At 49.4% G+C, this 24,811-nt stretch carries 17 protein-coding genes; 7 read left to right on the forward strand and 10 right to left on the reverse strand.

The genetic code is table 11. The features are described from left to right. Positions 1 to 24: 24 nt before the first annotated feature. From ONT19_RS10805 to ONT19_RS10820, 4 genes are all read right to left on the reverse strand, one after another. Positions 25 to 2,505, reverse strand: coding sequence for a glycosyl hydrolase family 95 catalytic domain-containing protein (locus ONT19_RS10805; RefSeq protein WP_264951942.1), 2,481 nt, complete (start codon positions 2,503 to 2,505; stop codon positions 25 to 27). Positions 2,506 to 2,639: 134 nt separating this feature from the next. After that, entirely contained in the window at positions 2,640 to 3,974 is a 1,335-nt protein-coding gene (locus ONT19_RS10810; RefSeq protein WP_367399991.1) for an alpha/beta hydrolase family protein, read from the reverse strand. Further along, positions 3,907 to 6,420: a family 78 glycoside hydrolase catalytic domain gene (locus ONT19_RS10815; RefSeq protein WP_264951944.1), complete on the reverse strand. Its 2,514-nt coding sequence runs from the start codon at positions 6,418 to 6,420 to the stop codon at positions 3,907 to 3,909. The genes ONT19_RS10810 and ONT19_RS10815 overlap by 68 nt, the downstream gene beginning before the upstream one ends. An 18-nt stretch (positions 6,421 to 6,438) precedes the next feature. Further along, a complete protein-coding gene (locus tag ONT19_RS10820; protein WP_264953057.1) occupies positions 6,439 to 9,843 on the reverse strand; it encodes an MGH1-like glycoside hydrolase domain-containing protein in 3,405 nt (1,134 codons plus the stop codon). A 1,052-nt stretch (positions 9,844 to 10,895) separates the two neighbouring features. On the opposite strand from ONT19_RS10820, the gene recG reads away from it, so the two are divergent. The 3 genes from recG (at position 10,896) to ONT19_RS10835 (ending at position 14,623) form a co-directional block, all read left to right on the forward strand. After that, positions 10,896 to 12,992 carry an ATP-dependent DNA helicase RecG gene (gene recG, locus ONT19_RS10825; protein WP_264951945.1) on the forward strand — a complete coding sequence of 699 codons (2,097 nt, stop codon included), beginning with the start codon at positions 10,896 to 10,898 and terminating at the stop codon, positions 12,990 to 12,992. Between the two features lie 124 nt (positions 12,993 to 13,116). After that, positions 13,117 to 13,437 (forward strand): hypothetical protein, encoded by a 321-nt coding sequence (locus tag ONT19_RS10830; RefSeq protein WP_264951946.1) that lies wholly within the window; start codon positions 13,117 to 13,119, stop codon positions 13,435 to 13,437. Between the two features lie 235 nt (positions 13,438 to 13,672). Next, positions 13,673 to 14,623: a M23 family metallopeptidase gene (locus ONT19_RS10835; protein ID WP_264951947.1), complete on the forward strand. Its 951-nt coding sequence runs from the start codon at positions 13,673 to 13,675 to the stop codon at positions 14,621 to 14,623. An 86-nt stretch (positions 14,624 to 14,709) separates the two neighbouring features. Here ONT19_RS10835 and rseP read toward each other — a convergent pair whose 3' ends face one another. The 6 genes from rseP to tsaB form a co-directional block, all read right to left on the reverse strand. Then, a complete protein-coding gene (gene rseP, locus ONT19_RS10840) occupies positions 14,710 to 16,092 on the reverse strand; it encodes an RIP metalloprotease RseP (protein ID WP_117691900.1) in 1,383 nt (460 codons plus the stop codon). 102 nt (positions 16,093 to 16,194) lie between these two features. Beyond that, a complete protein-coding gene (locus tag ONT19_RS10845; RefSeq protein ID WP_006847967.1) occupies positions 16,195 to 17,355 on the reverse strand; it encodes a 1-deoxy-D-xylulose-5-phosphate reductoisomerase in 1,161 nt (386 codons plus the stop codon). 11 nt (positions 17,356 to 17,366) lie between these two features. Continuing rightward, on the reverse strand, positions 17,367 to 17,888 hold the full coding sequence (gene rimM / locus ONT19_RS10850) for a ribosome maturation factor RimM (RefSeq protein WP_117728768.1): 522 nt from the start codon (positions 17,886 to 17,888) through the stop codon (positions 17,367 to 17,369). Positions 17,889 to 17,912: 24 nt separating this feature from the next. Beyond that, positions 17,913 to 19,223, reverse strand: a complete 1,311-nt coding sequence (gene murA, locus ONT19_RS10855) for a UDP-N-acetylglucosamine 1-carboxyvinyltransferase (protein WP_022121310.1) — start codon at positions 19,221 to 19,223, stop codon at positions 17,913 to 17,915. Positions 19,224 to 19,253: 30 nt separating this feature from the next. Next, complete coding sequence (locus ONT19_RS10860; protein WP_006847970.1) at positions 19,254 to 19,853, reverse strand: DUF4290 domain-containing protein; 600 nt, start codon at positions 19,851 to 19,853, stop codon at positions 19,254 to 19,256. 28 nt (positions 19,854 to 19,881) lie between these two features. After that, on the reverse strand, positions 19,882 to 20,574 hold the full coding sequence (gene tsaB / locus ONT19_RS10865) for a tRNA (adenosine(37)-N6)-threonylcarbamoyltransferase complex dimerization subunit type 1 TsaB (RefSeq protein ID WP_040553267.1): 693 nt from the start codon (positions 20,572 to 20,574) through the stop codon (positions 19,882 to 19,884). A gap of 91 nt (positions 20,575 to 20,665) precedes the next feature. On the opposite strand from tsaB, the gene ONT19_RS10870 reads away from it, so the two are divergent. The 4 genes from ONT19_RS10870 (at position 20,666) to ONT19_RS10885 (ending at position 24,810) form a co-directional block, all read left to right on the forward strand. Further along, entirely contained in the window at positions 20,666 to 21,544 is an 879-nt protein-coding gene (locus ONT19_RS10870; protein WP_022120347.1) for a YicC/YloC family endoribonuclease, read from the forward strand. Positions 21,545 to 21,695: 151 nt separating this feature from the next. Then, positions 21,696 to 22,271 (forward strand): guanylate kinase, encoded by a 576-nt coding sequence (gene gmk, locus ONT19_RS10875; protein WP_264951948.1) that lies wholly within the window; start codon positions 21,696 to 21,698, stop codon positions 22,269 to 22,271. 3 nt (positions 22,272 to 22,274) lie between these two features. After that, complete coding sequence (gene nadD / locus ONT19_RS10880; RefSeq protein ID WP_264951949.1) at positions 22,275 to 22,847, forward strand: nicotinate (nicotinamide) nucleotide adenylyltransferase; 573 nt, start codon at positions 22,275 to 22,277, stop codon at positions 22,845 to 22,847. Between the two features lie 55 nt (positions 22,848 to 22,902). Continuing rightward, positions 22,903 to 24,810 (forward strand): phosphoethanolamine transferase, encoded by a 1,908-nt coding sequence (locus ONT19_RS10885; protein WP_153080211.1) that lies wholly within the window; start codon positions 22,903 to 22,905, stop codon positions 24,808 to 24,810. The last annotated feature ends 1 nt before the right edge of the window (position 24,811 follow it).

Here is a 24,811-nt window from a genome sequence, read left to right on the forward strand (position 1 = left end):
GTTAAGGAGTGAAGACCCATGTTTTTAAAACAATCGGATGGTCTCTCCCTTTCGTGTAGTGATGTCATAGGTATTTGCCTTTGGCAACACCACCTTGTTGAGTTTCACTTCTGAATGATTCTGCATCTGTGGCTGTTCGAAGGCAGAAAAGAGCGGATTCGGATTCTTGCCCTTGGCAGATTTCATACCCTTAATGCCCTTTAACCGGTTACCTGCCGGCAGACGGAGACGGAGATTGCCACCGAGAGTAGAACGGATCTTGAGCGACATGATTCTGCCATTCTTCCATGCCAGTTCCTCGATGAGGAAACCACCTCTCGTGCGGAGCCCCTGTATCTTTCCTTCAGCCTTCCAGGCATCAGGAAGAGCCGGCAGGATATTGACACATCCGTCATGGCTCTGCATCAGCATCTCGGCGATACCGGCAGTACAGCCGAAGTTGCCATCTATCTGGAACGGTGGATGTGCATCGAAGAGATTGCGATAGGTTCCACCTTTCTTCTTGTTCAATCCATAGGCGAGGAAGTGGTCATCGGTCAGGGTCAACTGGTTGTGAATCAGCTTGTAGGCATGATTACCATCCAGAAGGCGAGCCCAGAGACAAACCTTCCATCCCATCGACCAACCTGTACTCGGGTCGCCACGATGTATCAGCGAAGTACGGGCAGCATCGAAGAGTTCCGGTGTCTTCTCCGGTGTAATCTGATTACCTGGATAGAGGGCGTAGAGATGACTCACATGGCGATGATTATCCTGAGGATCATCCCAGTCCTTGATCCATTCCTGCAGCTGTCCCCACTTGCCAATCTGCATCGGAGCCATTTTTCCTAACACTTCCTTCAGATGAGCTGCATATCCGGCATCTTCTCCCAGAATCTCGCTCGCTCTGATGACAGAAGAGAAGAGTTCGTGGAGCAATTCATTATCCATCGTGGTGCCATAGCTCATGGCTATCTTTCCATCCTTCGAAGGATGCACATTCTCTGGACTCACAGCTGGCGAAATCACGAGCCAGCCATGCTCTGGCTCCGGTATCAGCATCTCATCGAGGAAAGTGGCTGCACCTTTCATAATCGGATAAGCCTTGCGCAGAAATTCCTTGTCGCCACTATAGAGATAATGTTGCCAGAGATGGGAGGAAACCCAGGCACCACCGGTCATCCACATGCCTGATGCTGCCTTGTCAATACCACCGGTTACTCGCCAAATATCGGTATTGTGATGCAAGATCCATCCGTTCTTGCCATACATGGTCTGAGCCGATTCCTTTCCGGTTTCGCTCACTTCACGAATCAACCGGAAGAGCGGTTCGTTGAGATCGGAGAGATTGGTCATCTCTGATGGCCAGTAGTTCATCTCCATGTTGATGTTGGTGGTATACTTGCTGTCCCATGACGGGAACATCTTATCGTTCCAGATGCCCTGCAGGTTGGCTGGCTGTGTGCCTGGCTGCGAACTGCATATCAGAAGGTATCTGCCGAAAGCATAATAGGTGGCTACGAGATAGTTGTCGTCCTGCTGGGCAAAACGGATAAGGCGTTCATCGGTAGGCAGATTCTGATACTTATCAGCGCCCAACCAGAGCGAGTTACGATGCATCATACTCTGGAATTTAGCCACATGCTGCGCCATCTGTTCCCTGGCATCCTTTGCCATGGCTGTATGGAGAGCCTGCTTGCTGCGCTCCACCTCATTGCCGGTGATATCCTTGTAGTTCACGAAGTTGGTGGCGATGGAGATATAGAGTACGGCTTCATCGGCATTCTTCACGCTGACCACACCATCGCGACAGGTCTTCGTACCCTCGCTTCCCTTGATCTGAGCCGCCATTCTGCCCATGAATCTCACCTTTCCCTTCAGACCTTCGTGCTTGGCAGCCACTCCTTCGAGGGTAGCTTCTTCGCCATCGGTACGGATGATGACATCATCGTGAGGAGAAGTGAAGTTGGCATTGAAAGTAATACTATGAGGCGTGTTGGCGGTAAATCTTACCATCACTACGTTATCGGCAAAAGAGGTAATGACCTCGCGCTGATAGTTAACGCCATGGGCTGTCCAACGGGTAAGACAGCGGGCTGAATCCAGACTCAGTTCACGATAATACTGAGAATAGCCATCCATGCCGGGAGCCGAGATATAGACATCACCAAAGGGTTGGTAAGGCATTCCGAAGTTGGTATTCGACATGATTTTCTCGGTACACATATCCTGTGCCTTACGGTATTCGCCCTGCCAGATGAGGTTCTGCACGACTGGAAGAGCTGCCTTGGCATGAGGATTGGCATTCTTGTTAGGCTGTCCTGCCCAGATGGTTTCCTCGTTCAACTGCAGGCGTTCGGTGGCTGGGATACCATATACCATGGCGCCCAACCGTCCATTGCCCAGAGGCAAGGCATCGGTCCAGACCAATGCTGGCTTGTCGTACCAGAGCTTATACGATTGTGCAGTAGTCTGCAAAGAGAGACAAGCCAGGCAGCAAAGTGTGATGGTTTTTAAGATTTTCATTTGTTTTTGTTTTAATCGATTAAACATTTATATATATAGACGCAAAAGAGCCGCCTTTGTCGTCAGAAAAGACGAAAAAGACCTCACGTCATTTATAAAACGGCGTGAGGTCTGATTTATTATCTTCTATCTTATTATCTGATGACAGATTGCAAAACTTCCGGTTTTTCAACCTTCACTTTGCTTTCATCCAACTTGCTGCGGTCCAACCCGAAGACACGGATAAAGAAATCGTAGTTTGCCTGGCGCTTGTTGATGCCATAATCATGACGCTCCTTCGGCAGATGCACATTGGTAACCTGCTCCTTGGCACTATACATATTATATATATACTGCAGATACGGATATTCGAGGGTTGGAACAGAGGCTGTCCAATCGCCACCATCGCTCACAACCAACAACGGTTTAGGGGCAAAGAAAGCCATCAGCTCGGCATTACACGTACCATGCCCCGCCAACTGGATAGGTTTGCCACTCTCGCAAGGACAACCGCCATCAAAATGAGAGGCGAGATTCACTGTTGGGGCTGCTGCCGTGATTCGGTCGTCGAGTACCGTCAGCAGAACTGTATGCGTACCGCCACCACTGCCACCATTCGCTCCGATGCGCGTCTTATCCACATCCTTGCGATGGTTCCACATATAATCGAGCAAGACCTCGGCATTCAGAGCCTGAATCACATGGGCACGGTCGGTCTGATGCGAATTCTTGCCATATTCAGCCTCACTCTGTCCCCAGCCATACAGATCGAAATCTACACAGATAGCACCCATTCTTGCCAAGGTTCCGAGGCGCTGCTGCTCATCGGCACGATATCTGCCGCCACCGAAATGACCGTCGGGACAGATAATCAAAGGATGCTTGCCCTTCTTGGCGGGCGTATAGATGGAACCGAAGACATGCTCGCCAGGCAAGGTCTCGATGCAGATATTCTGAACCGTATAACCATCATACCTGCGTACCTTTCCCAAAATCGGTTTCTTATGAACCAGGGAATCCATATAACGGTCGATACCCAGGATGTGGCGCACCTCTTTGCGTACAGAATCCTTGCGTGCTTCAAACTGTTCCCGGTTCTGGTAGAGTGTCTTGAGATAAGCAAGCATCTGCTCACCCTCTTCGGTATGGCGACGGGGATATTCATAAGGTTTGATCTTATAGACATTACCATTCTGCTTCCACCAATTGAAGTCGAAATACTTGCAGATATTCGTCAGGGTTTCCTCCAGCGAATAGGATTTGATGCGGAAGTAGGCATAAGGCAACTGCCTACCAACGGTATCCACATTATATTTAAAGCGGACACCCCAGCGCTGAGATACGTCCTGCATCACATCGTGAAGACTACGGGTGAAATGCCCCTGATAACAGTTCTGAGCAACAGCCTCTGGCTGGTTTCCGTTATTTTGCGCACTTGCCGACAAAGACATGCTTGCCGCGATAAGTGCCATCATTATGTTCTGTTTCATCATAATCTATCTTGATTTCGTATTCTATATCATTATCAGTATCTACCGTTACCTCTATTTTACCATCAGCCAATTTCTTCCAAGCCACGGCAATCTGTTTGCCATCGCTGAGTCGGGTACTTCCCTTAGCCCAGGTCAAGTCGCCCATCGGCTGAGGAGCGATGATGAGTCTGCCCTGCTCTATGCGGATACCCACAATATCCGGCAGGAAATGGTTGTTGATATGCGCCATCATGAAATGGTTCATCGAAGCACCCATCTCCGGATTCCATTGTTCGGTGAGCGTGGTCATTCCCTTCTTGATCTGGAAGCCGTAGCCCGGCACATCATCATGCGCCAGCATCTTGTACCAGAGATCGGCATATCCGTTTCTGAGCAATGCCTGGAAGAGGTAGCGGTTGCCCACATCACCGGTTGTCAGCCGGTCGTGATGCGCATGAATATCATCTACCAGATGCTGGAGAACCTGCTTGCGATACTGGGATGGAACCATGTCCAGCGCCAAAGGAATGGCATTGGAAGCCTGACTTCCCGAACCGTAATATACCTTTTCTACAGCATCCTTTACTACAGCATCCGAAGAAGATTTCCCAGAAGATGTAGCCTTCTCAACATGCAGGAATTCCTTTTGGAAAGCCTGCAGGATTTCAGAAGCCAGGATGGCATAGCGGTTGGCTTCAGCTGTCTTTCCGCTCATTGCCGCAGCCTTCTGTGTCAGTTTTACCCACTGATAATAATGGGCTGTAGCTACCAGCGGCATCGGGGTATTCTGAGAGAAACCCGAACGGCCTTTTCCGTAATCATACCAGTCACCCAAACCCTGTTTCAGTATACGGCAACTGTCCTTACTCTGGAGATAATCCACATAGCGGAACATCTGCGGTGCATATTTCTTCACCATCCGGTCGTCGCCGTAATGCTGCTGATAAAGGAATGGAAGCGCTACCAGGGCACCGCCCCACTCTGGAGATTCAGCAAACGGGTCGAGCCACTTGCCCTTGAAGTAGATATACTCAGGAGCGGTTGTAGGAACGGCACCATTGGCATGCTGGGCATCGGCGATATTTTGCATCGTCTGCTCTATCATCGAGCGACAGTCGTAGTTGTATACCAATCCCTCGCCATTGAGCCAATCCTGCTCCAACCAACCGAGTTTCTCACGATGAGGACAGTCGGTCCAGACAGCCTGCCAGTTACTTCGGATGGCACGGTCGATAATCTGATAAGCACGGTTAAACATCGGATTAGAACATTCGAAGTTGCCAATCTTCGCAGCTGAATTATAGACGAAGCACGACTGGATATCCTCTATCACTGGCTTGCCATCAGGATTCTCATCACCCTTCATCACGGCACCTTCTACCTGGATATAGCGATAACCATAATAGGTGAAATGCGGATGCCAAGTCTCGATGCGCTTGCCGTCAGCCGACTTCTCGCCCTTTCCGCTGAGTGTATAAGTAAGATAGTAAGGACTGCCCGATTGTTTCTGGTTACAGGTTCCCTGTGCGGTCAGGGTCTCGGAGGGATAGAGCCGTACCTGCTGTCCTGCCTTTCCACTAACCTTGATTTGTGGGAAACCGGCAAGATTCTGTCCCATATCCAGCACAAAAGTTCCTGCCGGAATAGGATGTTTGGCATTGGAAGCCTTGGCAATTTGCTGAGGAGTGAGCTGATGACGGCTCTTCACACCGAAGTATTCCATCATCTTCACGGGCTGGGCTATCTGCTGGCGCAGAACGCCACGAGGTCCTTTCTGTATCACTACCGGTTTCCAGGAAGACGTGATGCGGGCATCCTCGTCTTCGCCACCATAGATACTGTTGAAGGTGATGCTGCTAGGCGAATATTTCCACGAGTTATCGCTGACGATGCAGACGGTTCTGCCATTCTTCAGTTCGATTTCGAGCGAACAGTAGAGCGTAGGAGGACCATAGGAAACCTTCATCTTGGTGTATCTTCCACCCTGCTCATTATAGAATCCGTTCCCCAGCAATACCGAAAGTTGGTTCTTGCCTTTCTTCAACAACGCAGTCACATCGTAAGTATTGTAAAAGACGGTCTTGTCGTAATCGCTCCACAGAGGGGCGAAAACGGCATCCGTCACCTTCTGCCGGTTGATGCTGAGTTCATAGAAACCCAGTCCCACAATCTTCATCGTTGCCTTGCGGACATCAGCCGGAAGTTTCATTTCTTTCTTCAGCCAGATGCTTTGTCTTGACAATGGAGCCGTAGCCTTCCAGTCTGGTTTTCCCTTGGCATTCACCGTTCCTGTTCCTACATAATCGCGGTTACTCGGAATGTGCACATCCTCATCGGTTATCGCACCAATCCATTGTGGCAGAGGCGATTCATCGTCCGTCTTAAAAGCAACAGACTTTTGAGCATGAATCTGTATCATGCCCAAAAGTCCTATCAATATCAATAAATATTTTCTCTGTTTCATATCGTATTTTATTCTACATTATTTGAATGCATCCTTCACTACGAGTTTGCCGAGCGTATCACGCTGCCCCGCCAACTTGCCATCTACCCATACCTGCAGACCCTTGCCCACATGATAGCGGGAGCCGTCCTGGTCGTAGAGGATGGTGAGGTCGTGACCATGATAACGCACCTTGTCAAGACAGAAGTACTGCCATTTGCCGGCTGGGATGATAGGACGCACCTCGATGGTCTGATCGGCACGAGGACGAAGACCCACGATGCCGGTGATGATGAGATCGCAGAAGGTAGAATGATTGTAATATCTGCTGCGCTCCTGATCGCCCTTCAACCAGTAACCAGTGGTTTCATCAAGATACTCACCGATGTAAGGTTTGCCACGCATGCTCTGACTCTGTACATACTTCTCCATCTCATTGAAATAAAGGCTGTCCATATCGAGACTACCCTTAGCAGAAGCTGCGAGGGCAGACGGCTTCACCTGATAATTGTTGATGAAATTCGCCATCGCTGTCAGGGTCTGGGCGGTAGCGAAAGGCCAGATGGCACCATCCCACTCACACTTTCCTACGCCATGAGAGCGGAACTGAGGATGGCGGCGCTCTGCGGTGGTCTGTCCGTAAGGAGCAGAAAAGCCCTTGCTGTCGGCAGCCTGCTTCCATGCCTCAGCAAACTTAGCTTCATCGGCAGGAAGATTGAAATACCAAGGCAGGAAACCGATTGCCTCACGCACCTTTGCCGATACCGCAGCATCGCCACTAGGCTGGTAACTTCTCTTCTTGACTACCTCCTTTGCCTCACCGGCATTCGGCTTATACACCTCGAAGAACTGCTGGTCGGCATCCCAGAGCTGGGTTTCTACCAGATGCTTCAGGGTATCAGCCTTAGCCTCATACTTCCTTGCCAGATCCTGATAGCCGATGATTTTTGCCATCTGCGCGATGCCCATCGCATTTCCATACATATAACTGTTAATGCTAGGACGGGCATTCTTTTCTCTTCTGCCGCCACTGATGGTCTCTTCCATCGCATCACGCACATCATACTGCCAGTAGAGTCCGTTACCCCAGCGGTGATTATCCCACAGCTGATACTCCTTGTCCAGATCGTTCACCAACGACTTAAACTCCTTCTGGTTGCCGTCTACGAGATAGCGCTCCCAGATTGAAGCAGGCATCCAACTGCTATAGAAATTAATCTTAGCCATCGGCTTGCCACCATTGCCATGATACCAGGTATTCAGGATGCCGTCGAGATACTTGCCATCGCGGATCCAACGACTCTCGTGGATATGATGACCCACTCCAGAGGCGATGAGATTGTACTTGTCGGCATAGCTGCGAGGCACGAGAAACTCGGTCATCGCATAGCCTACAGGTGTATTTTCGATATGCTTGCGGAGCGTCCACCAGCGGAAATAATACATCTCCTCGAAGTTACGCTGCGAACAGTCGAAGAGGGGCACATTCTGCTTCATCCAGTCCCATGCCTGCGCATTCGGAATGGCTGAAGTATGGAGAACCTCCGGCTCCATCGCATTGAAATCGTCTACATAATGCTTGTAATCTGCGGTCTTAAGTACTGCAGAACCGGCATCAGCACCCAGACTCTCGGTCTTGACATGGGCGATGCGGTAGAGGGCGGTGGTATCGGTGTCACCGGCATGTTCCAAGGTTCCAAACCAGTCGGCAGGAGTGTCGATGGTCGGGAAGGTACGGAGGTCGCCGGTACGGAAACGGATGCGCTCTATCTGATGCACCGGTGCAAAGAAGATGCGCCTGGTGCTCTTGCTCTGCAAAGTCTTGCCCTCTGCATCGAGGATACTCACGGTGAGGTTGAGCTGGCGGTGCTGGGTATCCAATGTTGCCTCAAAACGATAGGTCTGGTCTGCCTGATAAGGCATCACATTGCCATATCTCGCTCCGTTCTTCACACGGATCATTCCTTCTTTGTTCAGTTCGATGCGGGTGCAAGCGATGCCCTTCTCATCGAGGAATTCAATCTGCAGGGAACCGTTACGGGTCTGAGCTGCCTGCACATCGAAGGATGCCTTCAGATAGGAAGAAGAAGGAATCTTGCGCTCTACACAAGCATAGTCAAACGGATCTTCATCTTTCAGTTCGAGCCACTCCTGGCGGAGCGAAACCGGTGCCATCAGCGGAGAATAGATATTCCAAGTCTTGAGATCGCCGAGTTTCTGATATTGGGCGAAATCATCATCGGCATGGGCAGTAGCCACGGTCTTGACCGGAACGGGTACATGCGCCACCCAGATATCTTCCTTGTTCATGGAATAGCTCACCCACATATCGGAATCCTTAGGAATGCCATTGCCTTCCTGAATGCCACGGACATACTGCGGACCGCGACTCTTATAGTTGCCACCGTATCTCATCGGTGGTACTTCGCCACAAATCAGATTCAGTGTCTTGTATTCCAGACCGTCACCACTCAGCGAGATGCCCAGCGGCCAGCGGTATTCTGAAGGGTTGTAGACGGTGGCATAGCTGCCGTCGGTCAACCGCTGTCCCCAAATCTTGGCATTGCTGTTGACGAATCCCAGGGCACGGTTGGTCGTGGTATAGGTATTACCGCCATCCAGACTCAATGAGGTGAGGGCGTGCTTCCACAGACTGACTATTCTGCCATCCGGCAGGGTATAGTCGCAATAAGCCTTATAGCCGTTGTTGAGCGGTATCAGTTTGTCGCCCCTATCAGCCTCTTCCACCCATTGCATGCGGTAACGTGGGTTGGCAAGGATTTCCTCGCAAGCCGCTCTTACCGCCTTGGATGCTTTCTTATAATTAGGATAAGCAGTATTCTTCTCATTGAATCCATGATTGTAATAGATGAAATAGATAGGTCCGAGCGAACCGTCTTTCTTCACCTCTCTCACCACACGGCCGATGCCGTTGCCATCGTTCGGGTCGTCCTTTCTGTCCAAAGCCACACCATAGTTTCCGGTAGCCAGGAGGATGCCACCCTTAGATACATACCAGCCCACACGCTGGTGCATAATAGCCTTCAATGGTTTCTGCTTGTAGACATCAGGATATTGCAGTTCCGGTTTCGGCTGGTATTTCGCCTTCTTGAAACCGGCTGGCACATCATATTCAGGGAAGAGAATCTGTGGCTGGCTCCAATTGTATCCGTCCTCAGAAACCTGCATCAGGGTTCTCGATGGGGGTACATGCTCCTCGGCAGGATCGCTCAGGAAATGCATGTAGAACTTGCCGTTCCAATACGCCATCATCGGCTGATGGTTATAGGTCCAGCCTCCACCATTTGCCTGGGAAGGATGCTCGCGGTTGGCACGGAGCGTCTGGATATTGTGAACTCCTACCACTGGCGACAAAGCTCCATCATGACGCGACGGATCTGCCATCGTGGTTCCGGTATAGTGGATGCGGTCCTGTTCCAGCATGGCCTTCACGATGCGTTCCGGAGCACGGAAGATGGTGCCGTGCTTGTGGTTCTTCGGCACACTCACCTGCTGGCTCACATCGGTGAAATGAACGAAATCCTTGGTAAAATGAGCGCCGAAATCGAAGAGGCGGTAACGGTCGTAATAAATGAGATAACCATTGCCCAGCGGACTGTTCTTAGGCAGTTTGACGGTGGTTGGTCCTTCCATGAAATTGCCGGTGAATGGTTCTGAAGCCTTGCTCCACGGTCCCATCGGGTTCTTGGCAAAAGCCACCTTGATATTGCGGGCATTGCGGGTATTATCCTTCAATACCATCACATAATCGTTCTTACCACGCTTCAGCAGAGTGGCATCTATGCAACTGAATCCCGGATCTATCAGGAGCTTACCCTTGGTCCATGTCTTGAAATCCTTGGTTACGGAATAGTAGAGACGGTGATTGTTCTTCTCGTCTTCGATGCCCAGGGCGAAGTGCTGGCTAGGCACACACGATGCCCATACCACCATTGCCTGCTGGCGGTCTTCATCCCAGAAGAACTCCGGTGCCCATACATTCACGGTAGTAGGATCGTCCATCACCTCGATGAATTTCGGTTCGCTCCAATGCATCAGGTCGCGACTTTCTGCATAACCGAAGCCACGGTCGCCCCGCCAGCTGCTGGTCCATACCAGATGGAACACACCGTCAGGGGTACGGATGATGGAAGGGTCGCGCATTACTTTCTGCTTGCCTACCTTAGGAGCCAGGAAGGTGCCCGGAATACTGTCCCAATGGACGGCATCCCTACTATAGATGAACCGCAAGCCGTCGGTTGCAGGCTCGTGGAAAGAGGTTGATACATAAAAATCCTGTGCCTGGACTGCAAAGCCCAAGGACAGCAACCATAAGATGATGAACAGTTTATTCTTTATCTTTATCATTGTTCTAGAGTTTGTTTCTAATGATTATATAGAATAAAGACGCAAGACGCTCCGTTTTGTAACGTCACTATTTAAAAATAAGTTAAACATTTTGGCTGTTTTGTCTGAATGTTGTACTTTTGCATAATATGAATAGTATTCTAGACCAAGATATCATGTTCCTGCCAGGGGTAGGACCCAAGAAGAAAGAGATACTGAGCAAGGAGCTCGGCATCAACTCTTATAGTGACCTGCTGGAATACTATCCATATAAATATGTAGACCGCTCCAAGGTTTTCCACATCAGCGAACTCAATGCCGACATGCCCTTTGTACAACTCAAAGGCAAGATACTCAGCTACGATGAGATTGATACCGGCAAGCGCAACAAGCTGCTGGTAGCCCATTTCTCAGACGGCTACGGTGTGGCTGACCTCATCTGGTATCGCGGTGCCCAATACATCATGAAGACCTATAAGGTGGGAACCGAATATCTCGTTTTCGGAAAGCCAACCGTCTTCAACGGCAGATTCCAGTTTACCCATCCCGATATGGACGATGCCACCAATCTCCAGATTTCAGAGATGGGCATGCAGCCCTACTACTCGCTTACCGAGAACCTGAGAAAACGCGGCTACACCTCACGTTCCATAGAGAAGATAACCAAGCAGTTGGTCACCATCCTTCCTCCTCTTCCCGAAACGCTGCCAAACCATATCGTAGACCGTCTGCATCTGGTTTCGCGCGATGCAGCCATCCGCATGATTCATTATCCGCATTCCCATCAGGAGATGCAGAAAGCACAGGTACGCCTTAAATTTGAGGAACTCTTCTATGTGCAGCTTAATATAATAAGGCATGCCACCGACCAGCGCCGCAAGTTCAGGGGCTATGTCTTCAACCGCATCGCCGACATCTTCAACGGGTTCTATGCCCATCATCTGCCTTTTGAACTGACAGGAGCACAGAAACGGGTGATGCATGAAATCAGAGCCGATATGTGCAGCGGCAGACAGATGAACCGTCTTCTGCAGGGTGATGTAGGTTCGGGCAAGACGCTCGTGGCTCTCATGACCATGCTCATTGCGCTGGATAACGGTTATCAGGCATGTATGATGGCACCTACCGAAATTCTTGCCGAGCAGCATCTGCAAACCATCTGCGACTTCCTGCAGGGAATGGATATCCGGGTAGAACTGCTCACTGGCATCGTAAAGGGAAAGAAGAGAGAAAAGATTCTTGCCGACCTGGCTACGGGCGAAATCCAGATTCTGGTGGGCACCCATGCCATCCTCGAAGACCCGGTAGTTTTCAGAAGATTAGGCGTAGCCGTTATCGATGAGCAGCATCGCTTCGGTGTAGCGCAGAGAGCCAAGCTGTGGAACAAGAGCGAGAATCCGCCTCATATCCTCGTGATGACCGCCACTCCTATCCCCCGCACCCTCGCCATGACCATTTATGGTGACCTGGACGTGAGCGTGATTGATGAACTGCCACCGGGCAGAAAACCGATACAGACGCTACATAAGTTTGATACCCAACTCACCAGTCTCTATCAGAGCATCCGCCGCCAGATTAATCTCGGCAGACAGGTATATATCGTCTTTCCGCTGATCAAGGAAAGCGAGAAGAGCGACCTGAAGAACCTGGAAGAAGGTTACGAAACGCTGAAACAGGCATTCCCGGAATTCAAATTGAGTAAGATACACGGAAAGATGAAATCTGCCGAGAAGGAGGTAGAGATGGAGCAGTTTGTAAAGGGCAAAACACAGATTCTCGTTGCCACCACCGTGATAGAAGTTGGTGTAAATGTGCCCAATGCTTCTGTCATGGTTATCCTGGATGCACAGCGCTTCGGTCTCTCCCAGTTGCACCAGCTGCGAGGCCGTGTAGGAAGAGGCTGCGACCAGAGCTACTGCATTCTGGTAACCAACTATAAACTTTCAGAAGAAACCCGCAAACGTATTGATATCATGTGCGATACGAACGACGGTTTCCGTATCGCCGAGGCCGACTTGAAACTCCGTGGTCCCGGCGACCTGGAGGGAACGCAGCAGAGCGGCATGGCTTTCGACCTGAAGATAGCGAATATTGCCAGAGATGGTCAGCTGGTACAACTGGCACGCACAGAAGCACAGGAAATCATCGACAACGATCCCGAATGCAATGCTCCTCACAACGCCCTGCTCTGGAACCGCCTCAGGGAATTGAAGAAAACCCATATCAACTGGGCAGCCATCAGCTAAAGCAGCAAGCAAGAGCAGTTCCTGCTATCAGAAAGCAAGGCTAAAAGGTGGCTTCAGCTATCAAGCAGCCTCATCCCCGTTCCAGGCGATTCCATCGCCTGTCCCAAAAGTAAAAAGTATAATTATGGATAAAAGAAGAAAGCCGGCTATCAGGGAGCCGCGACCAGAAATAACCCTAGAAGAAATGAGAGCCATTCTCGAAAACATTACGGAAATAGAAAGTGCAACAGGCATCAGATATGTCAAACTGCATGTCACGGCAAAGATGATTATCGGTATCAGAGAGTCATCGGGTAAGGAATTTACCATCAATCTCAACGACCTCTACCGCGCTTATCAGGAATGCCTCCGATTCACCAGTCCGGAGGTAAAAAAGTATATTTTCATGGGGCATTCTCCTGCCGTGGCTCTGTTGAGAATGCGACAAAAGCATGAAACGTACTAAAAGTCAACTCCTTGCATCTCATTTTCCTAATGTAAGTTAAAAAAAAGGCTAGGGCGTTAAATATCGCCCTTTTGGCTTTAACAACTTTGGTTTTTTGAAGTTTTTTTGTTATATTTGCAACGTCTATATAACAAAACCGCTACATGAAGGCATTTGCCTTAGTGGTTTTTACAGAATTTCTTGTATGATTCTGCGCTGTTGACACGAACCTAAAAAAGAAAATAGAAAAAGTAGTATGAGTTTTAAAAAGAGTATAAAGAAAATTTCGGTCGTTGCATTGTTGGCGCTAACAGCTTCTCCCGTTTGCGGACAAGACCTGTTGGCAAGACAGGCACCTGTAGACCACAGAATGAAATCGCTCGACACACTCACTGTGTCGCATTATCGAATGATTGAAGACAGAGAGAACCCTGCAGCCGAGCTGTATGAGGATTTCTCTAACAAGTACGCTCACAGGGCTACAACCTTGCCTGAGCACTTCCGTATCGATCTCCGTCATTTCTGCATGCCAACTTCTAGTCGCGTTGTCACAAGTAACTTCGGTTACCGTGCTAGCTTTGGCCGCCAACATAAAGGTATGGACATCAAGGTTTATATTGGCGACTCAATCCGCTCAGCCTTTTCAGGCAGAGTTCGCATCGTAAGATATGAAGGTGGTGGTTACGGTAAGTACATCGTGATTCGTCACAACAATGGTTTGGAGACCATCTATGGTCACCTCTCTAAGCAGCTCGTTACTGAGGGCGAAGAGGTAAGAGCCGGCGATGTGATTGGCTTGGGTGGTAATACGGGTAGAAGTACCGGTTCGCATCTCCACTTTGAGACCCGTCTCTGTGGTGTGGCTCTGAACCCGGCACTCTTCTTCGACTTCCGCAACCAGGACGTTACAGGCGACTTCTACAGCTTTAACCGTAATACCTACGAAAGCGAATCAGCTGATGCCAATGCTGCCCGCGGCAAGGTTGGCAACGGTGGTTACACCAGAGAGCAGGTTAACGGCGGCGAAGTGGGAAGATACTACGAACTGCCTGCTGGCCACGAGAAGCTCTACCACAAGGTGAAGCCAGGCGAAACGCTTAGTTCTATCGCTGAAAAGCGTGGCGTATCTGTAGAGCAGATCTGCAGACTCAACGGCTACCGCAAAGACAAGAAGGTTAGTGTAGGACAGATTATCAGATACGTATAAAAGAATAAACTCAAAAAAAGAGGGTGTGTCATAAATTAATGACACACCCTCTTTTTTTTGACCTTTATTTTCGCGATTCTCCGGCATTACAAGATGCCGAAGAGTCGCAATACATCGTTCAGGTTGGCAACGACAAGCAGAAGAATCAGTATGCCGAAACCAATATACTCAGCACGCTCCATGAACTTATCGCCCGGTTTGCGACCTGTGATAATCTCATAGAGAAGGAAGAACACATGTCCACCATCAAGAGCAGGGATAGGAAGAATGTTCATGAAGGCAAGAATGATGCTCAGGAACGCTGTCATAAGCCAGAATGCATGCCAATCCCATACAGATGGGAAGAGACTGCCCAGCGCACCGAAACCACCCAGACTCTTGGCACCTTCCTTAGAGAAGACATACTTCATATCGCCCACATAACCGGCCAAGACATTCCAGCCATATTTGATGCCGGCAGGGAAACTCTCGAAGAAGCCATAGTTGACATGAGTAATCTTATAATCGAGCATGACAGGATGATTGTAGAAACCAAACTTCACACCCTCTTCGGTAGACTTCAGGAGAACACTTGACTTGACGGTATCGCCAGAAGCCTTGAGATAAGTAACCTGAGCTGTAAGTGCTCTGGCACTGTCTTGCGGCGTCTCTGCCGAAGCAAGCACATCCTCTACTCTGCCCAATTCTATCTGAAATTCGTTGAAAGAGACTACCTTTTTATTATTAATAGCAAGAATCTTATCACCCTTTGTCAAACCGAGTTTGCTGGCAGGCGAATCCTTCATCACACTATCAATCTGCAGCGGTACATACACATCTACGAAGCGAGGACTGCTCTTAATCATATCGAGCATGTTGAGATCACCAGGCAGATTAAGCGTCATCGGTTTGCCCTGACGGATGATATTGACCTGCTTAGCCTCAGAGAGATTACGATACAGATCGCCATCAAAGGTCTTGAACTCACCCAGATCGGTGCTTACCAGAATATCCTTGTCCTGGAAGCCCAATGCCTTTGCCTCGGTATTGAACTTCATACCATAACTCATATCGCGGGTAGCCACATAATTGTCGCCCCAATGGAACAGAATCATGGAATAGATGAAGAGAGCCAGCACGAAGTTGACCAGCACGCCACCTATCATGATGAGCAGGCGCTGCCATGCCGGTTTGCTGCGAAACTCGTATGGCTGTTCCGGCTGTTTCATCTGTTCGGTATCGAAACTTTCATCTATCATACCCGAAATCTTACAATATCCTCCGAGCGGCAACCATCCCAAACCATAGGTAGTATCCGAATTCTTTGGCTTGAACTCGAAGAGATGGAACCAAGGGTCGAAGAACAGATAGAACTTCTCCACTCTTACACCAAAGAGTTTGGAGAAGAAGAAGTGTCCGCCCTCATGGAGCAACACTAAGATGGAAAGCGACAGCATCAGTTGCAACGCTTTGATCAAAAATACTTCCATTTATTTACTTTGAACTTTGAACTTGGAACTTTGAACTTTATGATTAGCCCTATATCCTACGTTCATTTTAACTATTAACTATAAACTATTAACTATAAACTATTACTTGTGCATCAGCTCTGTAGCTATGCGGCGAGCCTCAGCATCGGTCTGCAGATAGACATCGAGGTCGGGATTACTGTCGAAAGTAGCCTTCGCCATCGTCTCTTCGATGATATCAGCCATCTGAAGGAAGCCACACTCACCTTTGCGGAAGCCGGCATTCACTATCTCGTTGGCAGCATTCACGATACACGACATATTACCACCCTTTCTGATGGCATCGAAAGCCAGTTGCAGACACTTGAACTTCTGATAGTCAGGCTTGAAGAACTGCAAATCCTGCGTCTTGAAGAGGTCGAGACGATCGCCATTCAGATGCAGACGCTGAGGGAAAGAGAAGGCATACTGGATAGGCAGACGCATATCTGGCACACCCAACTGAGCCTTGACTGCACCATCAACAAACTGAACGGCACTATGCACAACGCTCTGCGGATGGATAAGCACCTCAATCTTATCAGCCGGAACCCCAAAGAGCCATTTAGCTTCTGTCACCTCGAAGCCCTTGTTCATGAGCGAAGCCGAATCGATGGTTATCTTGGCGCCCATATCCCAGGTAGGATGCTTGAGGGCATCGGCAGCAGTCACCTTCTCCAACTGCTCGTGGGTATAATTACGGAAAGGACCACCCGAACAGGTCAGAAGAATCTTCTCTACTTCGTTGTCGCCCTCACCCACCAGACTCTGGAAGATGGCACTATGCTCGCTGTCAACAGGGAGGATAGGCACATGATATTCCTGTGCAAGATTACAGATCAGTTCACCCGCTACCACCAGCGTTTCCTTGTTGGCAAGACATATCTTCTTACGCGCCTTGATGGCATGGATGGTTGGTTCCAGACCCGAGAAGCCTACCATGGAAGCCAGCACCATATCGATAGGCTCAGCCTGTACAATATCGCAAAGCGCCTGAGCACCGGCATAAACCTTGATATCAGGCTCATCACTGAGCATATCCTTCAGCTCCTCGTAGCGAGCCTCATTGGCTATGACCACAGCAGCCGGATGGAACTTGCGAGCCTGCTCGGCAAGTTCCTGCACTCGGTTGTTGGCGGTGAGGCAATATACTTCGTAAAGGTCACTGTGCTGCTCGATGACATCAAGCGCCTGTGTACCGATACTTCCCGTAGAACCGAGAATACATATCTGTTGTTTCTTCATATTTCTTCACTTTATAAGTCGAGCAATCCTTCCGGAATCGCCATTCTGATTTCTTTCTTTTCAGCGCTCACCTCTTCGATGAGGTCGTTGCTGGCAGGGATGAGGATTTCATCACCTGCATCGGTTGTTACCTCGAAAAGAAGGTTGAGGGTAGAATCGTCTACATGTTCTATGGTACCTACCACCTTGCCGCTTACGGCATCTACCAGATGGAAACCGATGATTTCTGCCCAGCTCATGTTCTCTTCATCACTGTCAGAGAGATGACGTGGGAAGAAAACCTCGCAACCGGTATAGTTGCGTGCCTGCTCTTGGGTATCGATATCCTCAAACTTCACGAGCACATTCTCATCGTTCTTAAAACGATATTCCTCTAAATAGAAAGGCACGAGGATGCCATCGATGTCGAGTACCAGGTACTCGGCATCTACACGGTCGAAAACATCATCTGTAATGGCGAAAGTAATCTCGCCCTTCACGCCATGAGGTTTTCCCAACTTGCCTATCTTATATACTTCGTCACGTCTAATCATTCAACATTCAACATTTAACATTGATTAATCACTGACACGGGTAATTTTGGCACCCAGCGCATTAAGGCGATGCTCGATATCCTCATAACCACGGTCTATCTGGGCGATATTGGCAATGCGGCTGGTACCGTTGGCACTCATGGCAGCAATCAGCAGGGCAATACCGGCACGGATATCAGGACTGGTCATTCTGCCAGCACGCAGTTTGATCTTATGGTCATGACCAACCACCACAGCACGGTGAGGATCACAGAGAATAATCTGCGCACCCATATCAATCAGTTTATCCACGAAGAAGAGGCGGCTCTCGAACATCTTCTGATGGAAGAGGACGCTGCCGCGAGCCTGGGTAGCCACTACGAGGAGCACGGAAAGAAGGTCAGGAGTGAGTCCTGGCCAAGGGGCATCGGCAAGCGTCATGATGGTGCCGTCAATAAATGAATCGATGACATAATGTTTCTGTTCTGGAATCACAAGGTCATCGTCCTCTATCTTTATCTTCACTCCCAGGCGGCGGAATGCATCAGGAATAATGCCCAAATCCTTGACAGACACATTCTTGATGCGCACACCTTCGCCACACATTGCCGCCATGCCGATGAACGAACCTACCTCAATCATATCAGGCAAGATGCGATGCTCGGCACCATGCAGTTTATCAACACCCACGATGGTGAGCAGGTTGCTGGCGATGCCGCTGATCTGAGCACCCATCGCATTGAGCAGATGGCAGAGCTGCTGGATATATGGTTCGCAAGCTGCATTATAAATGGTGGTAGTGCCCTTTGCCAATACTGATGCCATGATGATATTGGCGGTACCGGTAACCGAAGCCTCATCGAGCAACATATAGCAGCCCTTCAGCTTCTTTGCCTGTATCTGGTAAACATTACGCTCATCATCGTGAACGAAGTTGGCGCCCAGATACTTGAAGCCCAGGAAGTGGGTATCCAGACGGCGACGACCTATCTTATCGCCTCCCGGCTGAGCTATGGTAGCCTTGCCACATCTACCGAGCAGCGGACCTATCATGAGCACACTACCACGAAGAGAAGAACATTTCTTAACAAACTCCAGACTGTCGAGATAATCGAGTTTCAACTCATCACTTTGGAATGTATAGTCGTGACGACTGTGCTTGGTTACCTTGACACCTATCTCCTGGAGCAACTTAATCAGGTTGTTCACATCCAGAATGTCCGGCACGTTGGTGATGCGCACAGGTTCGTCGGTAAGGATTGTGGTACAGATAACCTGCAGCGCCTCGTTCTTGGCGCCCTGAGGTGTGATAGTACCTTTGAGCGGATGACCGCCCTCTATGATGAAAGACTCCATAAGCTTGTCTACTATATATAATAATGTGGATTACTTTTTCTTCTTATTATTATTTACATTCTTAGGCTGCGCCTCAATCTTCTCGAAAACGAAGGTATCGAGATCGAGCTGGATATTGCCATCGGTAAAACGTGCCAGATCGGAAGCTACCTTGGCTACATCACTGGAGCCATGGCTCCAGGTTACCAGGTCGCGATGCATCTGGTTGGCAGTAAGCTCCACGAGTTTATCGCGCTCCTCACTTGGTTCCATCGTCTTCAGCTTTTCGAAAATCTCGAAGAGCATAGCTCCATAATGGCGCACCGGGATGTGCTGCATAGGATATGGCAAAGGCTCCGGCTTGGTTGCTATCTTCACAGCATCCGATACATCATAAGGGAAATCGATGTCGAGCTGGAAATTGCTCATGATGGCAAGCTGGTCCCAGAGTTTCTGCTCATGGTCCTCTACCCCTCTGTTCTCAGGGAACATACGGTCCATGACAGCAATAATGGTCTCTGCACAGCGCTGGCGCTCTTCACGGTCGGTAAGCGTCAGACAATGGTCTACCATCTGCTGAATCTCACGGCCATACTCAGGCAGAATGAGCTTAGCTCTCTGGGTATTATAGTCTAATCCTTCTATATTCATTCTTAAATATTTTATATAATCAATAATTCTAGAGCAGTTTCTTTGGCATCTTAGCCACGAAATCCTTGAGATAGAAAGGCACGAAATATGCCACATCTTCGAACTTGCCCTCTACAAAACGCTTCTCTGCCAGCGGAGCCATATTCTTAGCCAAAGGCTCAATGCCCTCTACGAGGTGAGCATTCGGATGGTTGATGGTCTCCATACACTTGGCAGCGCCATTTCCGAAGAAGTACACATGATGCTGGTCCAGATATTCCTTGTAGGTATCAGCATCCACAATATCAGCCTGAATAGGGCGAACCACCTTCAGGGCGCGGTCGAGCACTTCGGCATATACCTCCATGCGGCGGGCGTCGAGCATAGGTACGATGAGGGCGTCTTCCTCCTCAGGATGTTCGCCAAGCAATACAGGCACTGCCATCAGTTCGAGTGTTGGAACAGCGATGAGTTTCACACCGCGACCATAACAGATGCCCTTCGCCATACTCACACCGATACGCAATCCGGTATAGGAACCCGGACCACAACTTACCGCCACAGCCTCCAGCGGAAGACCATGAGAATCGAGGAAATCAAGAGCCTCATCCACAAACACACCCAACTTAACAGCATGGTTCGGACCTGTGTGATCTTCCTGGTTGAAAATCACCTGTCCACTATCACTAATTGCCACTGAGCACACGTCCGTACTCGTCTCAATATTCAAAATACACGACATAATTAAAAAATATATTCTTAAATAAGGTGCAAATATACTCATTTTCTCGCTTTTTTTTGTACTTTTGCAGAAATTTAACGCGAAAGATTATATGATACAGTCAATGACAGGCTTCGGAAAAGCTACCGCGGCCTTTAAAACAAAGAAGATTAATGTAGAGATAAAGTCATTAAATAGCAAGACTCTTGACCTCTCTACTCGTATTGCTCCGCTCTATAGAGAGAAGGAGATGGAAATCCGTCAGTATATCTCTAAAAATCTAGAAAGAGGCAAGGTTGACTTCGCCATCTGGATTGATAAGGATGCTACTACAGATGCCACTCCTATCAACGCGGCGCTTGTACAGAATTATTACCAGCAAATCAAGAAGATTTCGGCTGAAACAGGCATTCCTGAGCCAACCGACTGGTACAGCACTCTGTTGCGTCTTCCGGATGTAACAACGAAGACGGATGTGGAAGAATTGAGCGATGAGGAGTGGGAAGTGGCAAAAAATGCAATTTGCGAGGCTGTGAACCATCTCGTAGCCTTCCGCAAGCAGGAAGGAGCCGCTCTTCAGAAGAAATTCACAGAGAAGGTGGATAACATCCAGACTCTCCTGGCTAGCATCGAACCATACGAGAAGGCTCGCGTGGAGAAGATCAGACAGAACATCGTTAACGGCCTGCAGCAGATTCCGAATGTGGATTACGACAAGAACCGCCTGGAGCAGGAACTCATCTACTACATCGAGAAGCTCGACATCAGCGAGGAGAAGCAGCGCCTTGCCAACCACCTGAAGTATTTCCGCGAGACCATGAATGAGGAAGGTCATGGTGTAGGAAAGAAACTCGGTTTCATCGCACAGGAAATGGGACGCGAAATCAACACCACCGGCTCTAAGAGCAACCAGGCTGAGATGCAGAACATCGTGGTGAAGATGAAGGACGAACTGGAGCAGATCAAGGAGCAGGTGCTGAATGCCCTCTAAACAAGAGACAGGCACCTCCTCTCTCCCCCAAGAGCCGCCTCAAAAGCCCCCTCAAGTGGCGTTTTTGAAAGCCTCGCCCCCGTTCCAGGCGATTATCGCCTATCCAAAAAGCCCCCTATCAAACAGCAAATAAAGAAAAGAAGAAGAAAAAATGAAGAACGGATTGTTAATTTTCAGCGCCCCATCGGGCAGCGGTAAGAGCACAATAGTAAACTGGCTGATGAAAGAGCACCCGGAATTGAAGCTGGCTTTCTCTATCAGCTGCACCTCTCGTGCTCCGCGCGGTACAGAACAGAATGGTGTAGAGTATTTCTTCCTCTCTCCAGAGGAATTCAAGGCTAAGATTGAGGCTGACGAGTTCCTGGAGTATGAGGAGGTTTACAAGGACAGATTCTACGGCACCCTGAAGTCACAGGTAGAAAACCAGCTTGCCAAGGACGAGTCGGTGATTTTCGATGTTGACGTGAAGGGTGGTGTAAACATCAAGAAGTTTTATGGCGAGCGTGCCTTGAGCATCTTTGTCCAGCCACCTTCGGTAGAGGAATTGCGCCGCCGTCTGGTTGGCCGCAATACTGATGCGCCTGAGGTGATTGAGCAGCGCCTTGCCAAGGCAAGCTATGAGTTGACCTTCGCCCCTCAGTTTGACCACGTGGTCATAAACGATGACCTGGAGAAGGCTCAGCAGGAGGTTTATCAGCTCGTCAAGGCCTTCCTAGACGCAGAGTAAGAAATGAAGAAGGTAGGAATCTTTGGCGGTAGCTTCAACCCCATCCATACGGGCCATATTGCATTGGCGAAAAGCCTTTGCGAGAAGGCCTGCCTGGATGAGGTGTGGTTCATGGTTTCGCCCATGAACCCATTCAAGAAGACCGCTACCGACTTGCTCGACGACCAGCTGCGCCTGGAAATGGTAGAAAAAGCGCTGGAGCACGAGCCACAACTGAAGGCATGCGACTACGAGTTCCGCCTGCCTAAGCCATCTTATACCTGGCACACGCTGCAAGCCATCAGCAAGGATTACCCCGAAAACGAGTTCACCCTGCTGATTGGTGGCGACAACTGGGCTGCTTTCGACAAGTGGTACCACCACGACGACATTCTAGCCCACTATCCCATCGTGGTTTATCCGCGCCAGGGAGCCAGCATAGGCAATGTGCCAAAAGGCGTTACCATCGTAGAAACTCCACTGCTCAACATCAGCAGCACGGAAATCAGAAAGCGTATCAAAGAGGAGAAAAGCATCAGGGGAATGGTGCCGGAATGCATCGAGCAACTGGCTGTCAGAAACTACAGGCAGCTCTAGGCATCCCTCTCTCCGAAACCGCTTTAAATCATATTTAAACAACAAACAGCAAAAAATGAGTTGGAAAGAAATCATTAAGAAGTGTCTGAACGTGGCTTCTGCGCCGATTCGCAGAAATGCCAACTTCTTTGTGTTCATGTACCTGCTGGGCATGATCAGTTCTATCGTGACTACACCTGCCAAGGGGACTTTATACGACAACCTGTTCCTGGAACTCTTTGTCGACCTCTATGTGGTGTGTGCCGTTGTCGCCATCTTCCCCAAGAAGGTGCGCTGGGGTCTGCGTGCCGTACTATACCTTATATTATATAGTACAGCTGCCGCCGACACCTATTGCTATGTGAATTTCGGCTCTACGCTCAACCCTTCTATGCTGATGCTGGTGGGCGAGACCAACAGTTCGGAGGCTAGCAGTTTTCTCTCAGCCCTCATCTCTGCCGAGGTTCTCTTCAGTAGTGTGGGCTGGATTCTGCTTCTGGCTCTCATCCAGATTCTCATCGCCATCTTCCGCAAGCAACTCATCAAGCTATACGTTTTCATCATTACCGTTCTGGAGTTGGCTTCTGTCAAGAAACGGCTGATGGCTATCCCCCGCATGACTGCAGCCATGCCTGCCAGCTTCGGAATCCTATGCCTCATCATCTTCATCATAGGATGCTGCACCTCCTGGCACAACAAGATGGCTTACCATAAACTCATGAACGGTAGAACGATAGGCGAAGTAGAGCATATCCTGACAGAAAAGGATCATGCTGTACTCTATCTGCCTGTCTACCGACTCCAATTCAGTATCTATGCCAACCAGCTGGCTGCGCATCAGATTACCCAACTCATTCATGCTGCCCACGAAGTAAAGGTTGACAGCTGCAGCTACCGCTCGCCAAACATCGTGCTGATTATCGGCGAAAGCTTCGGCCGCCATCATTCCCAGCAGTACGGCTATTTTATGGATACCACTCCACAGCAGGTAGCCTTGGAGAAATCGCGCAAACTCACCAAGTTTACCGATGTGGTAACCTGCTGGAACCTGACCAGTTTCGTTTTCAAGAACATGCTCTCTACCCATGTGGTAGGCGAGAAAGGCGAATGGTGCGACTATCCGCTCTTCCCTGAAGTGTTCCGAAAGGCAGGCTACAACGTAACCTTCATCACCAACGAATTCCTGCCACAGGCAAAGGAGGCGGTTTACGACTTCAGCGGCGGTTTCTTCCTAAACAACCCGGAACTGAGCAAACTTCAGTTCGACCATCGCAACACCCAGCTCCACGACCTGGACGACGGATTGCTGAAGGATTACGATGACAGTCTGAAGAACTTCCAGAAGGAGCACAACCTCACCATCTTCCACCTGATGGGCCAGCATGTAAACTATAAGCAGCGCTACCGCACGAAGCAAGCCCGGTTCTGGGCAAGCAGTTATGAAGACAAGCGCCCTGAACTGACCAATGCCCAGCGCAAGATGTTGAGTCATTACGATAACGCCACCCTCTACAACGACTCTATCGTAGCCCAGATTGTGAAGCGTTTCCAGAAGCAGGATGCCATCGTCATCTACGTGCCCGACCATGGCGAGGAATGCTACGAAGAGAACCGTGGCTTCATCTGTCGTAACCACTCTGCAGAAATCGACTGGCCGCTGGCTCACTATGAGTTTGAAATTCCGTTCTGGATATACTGTTCGCCAAAATATATCAGGAACCACCGCGATATCTACCGTCAGATACGCAAGGCTAAGGACAAGCGCTTCATGACCGATGCCCTGCCTCATCTTCTGCTGTATCTGGCTGGCATTGAGACACCTACCTATAAGGAGGAATATAACATTCTGAGTCCGAAATATGACGAGATGCGACCACGTATCCTCAAAAACTCTGCCGATTACGACAAACTTCGTGATGCGCATCTGGAAAAGATAAAAAAGGAAGAAAGTAAAAAGGTAAAAAAGAAAGAAAGGAGAAACTGAT

Origin of the sequence: Segatella copri (genome assembly GCF_026015625.1) — a bacterium.
Taxonomy (GTDB): Bacteria; Bacteroidota; Bacteroidia; order Bacteroidales; family Bacteroidaceae; genus Prevotella; species Prevotella copri_H.

Coding starts and splice junctions, on each gene's coding strand:
- rseP (WP_117691900.1), bottom strand. CDS start 16,092: ATGGAAGTATTTTTGATCAAAGCGTTGCAACTGATGCTGTCGCTTTCC.
- ONT19_RS10845 (WP_006847967.1), bottom strand. CDS start 17,355: ATGAAGAAACAACAGATATGTATTCTCGGTTCTACGGGAAGTATCGGT.
- ONT19_RS10810 (WP_367399991.1), bottom strand. CDS start 3,974: ATGAAACAGAACATAATGATGGCACTTATCGCGGCAAGCATGTCTTTG.
- gmk (WP_264951948.1), top strand. CDS start 21,696: ATGAAGAACGGATTGTTAATTTTCAGCGCCCCATCGGGCAGCGGTAAG.
- ONT19_RS10860 (WP_006847970.1), bottom strand. CDS start 19,853: ATGAATATAGAAGGATTAGACTATAATACCCAGAGAGCTAAGCTCATT.
- ONT19_RS10815 (WP_264951944.1), bottom strand. CDS start 6,420: ATGAAACAGAGAAAATATTTATTGATATTGATAGGACTTTTGGGCATG.
- ONT19_RS10885 (WP_153080211.1), top strand. CDS start 22,903: ATGAGTTGGAAAGAAATCATTAAGAAGTGTCTGAACGTGGCTTCTGCG.
- rimM (WP_117728768.1), bottom strand. CDS start 17,888: ATGATTAGACGTGACGAAGTATATAAGATAGGCAAGTTGGGAAAACCT.
- murA (WP_022121310.1), bottom strand. CDS start 19,223: ATGGAGTCTTTCATCATAGAGGGCGGTCATCCGCTCAAAGGTACTATC.
- ONT19_RS10835 (WP_264951947.1), top strand. CDS start 13,673: ATGAGTTTTAAAAAGAGTATAAAGAAAATTTCGGTCGTTGCATTGTTG.
- recG (WP_264951945.1), top strand. CDS start 10,896: ATGAATAGTATTCTAGACCAAGATATCATGTTCCTGCCAGGGGTAGGA.
- ONT19_RS10830 (WP_264951946.1), top strand. CDS start 13,117: ATGGATAAAAGAAGAAAGCCGGCTATCAGGGAGCCGCGACCAGAAATA.
- ONT19_RS10870 (WP_022120347.1), top strand. CDS start 20,666: ATGATACAGTCAATGACAGGCTTCGGAAAAGCTACCGCGGCCTTTAAA.
- ONT19_RS10805 (WP_264951942.1), bottom strand. CDS start 2,505: ATGAAAATCTTAAAAACCATCACACTTTGCTGCCTGGCTTGTCTCTCT.
- nadD (WP_264951949.1), top strand. CDS start 22,275: ATGAAGAAGGTAGGAATCTTTGGCGGTAGCTTCAACCCCATCCATACG.
- ONT19_RS10820 (WP_264953057.1), bottom strand. CDS start 9,843: ATGCTGGAACAGGACCGCATCCACTATACCGGAACCACGATGGCAGAT.
- tsaB (WP_040553267.1), bottom strand. CDS start 20,574: ATGTCGTGTATTTTGAATATTGAGACGAGTACGGACGTGTGCTCAGTG.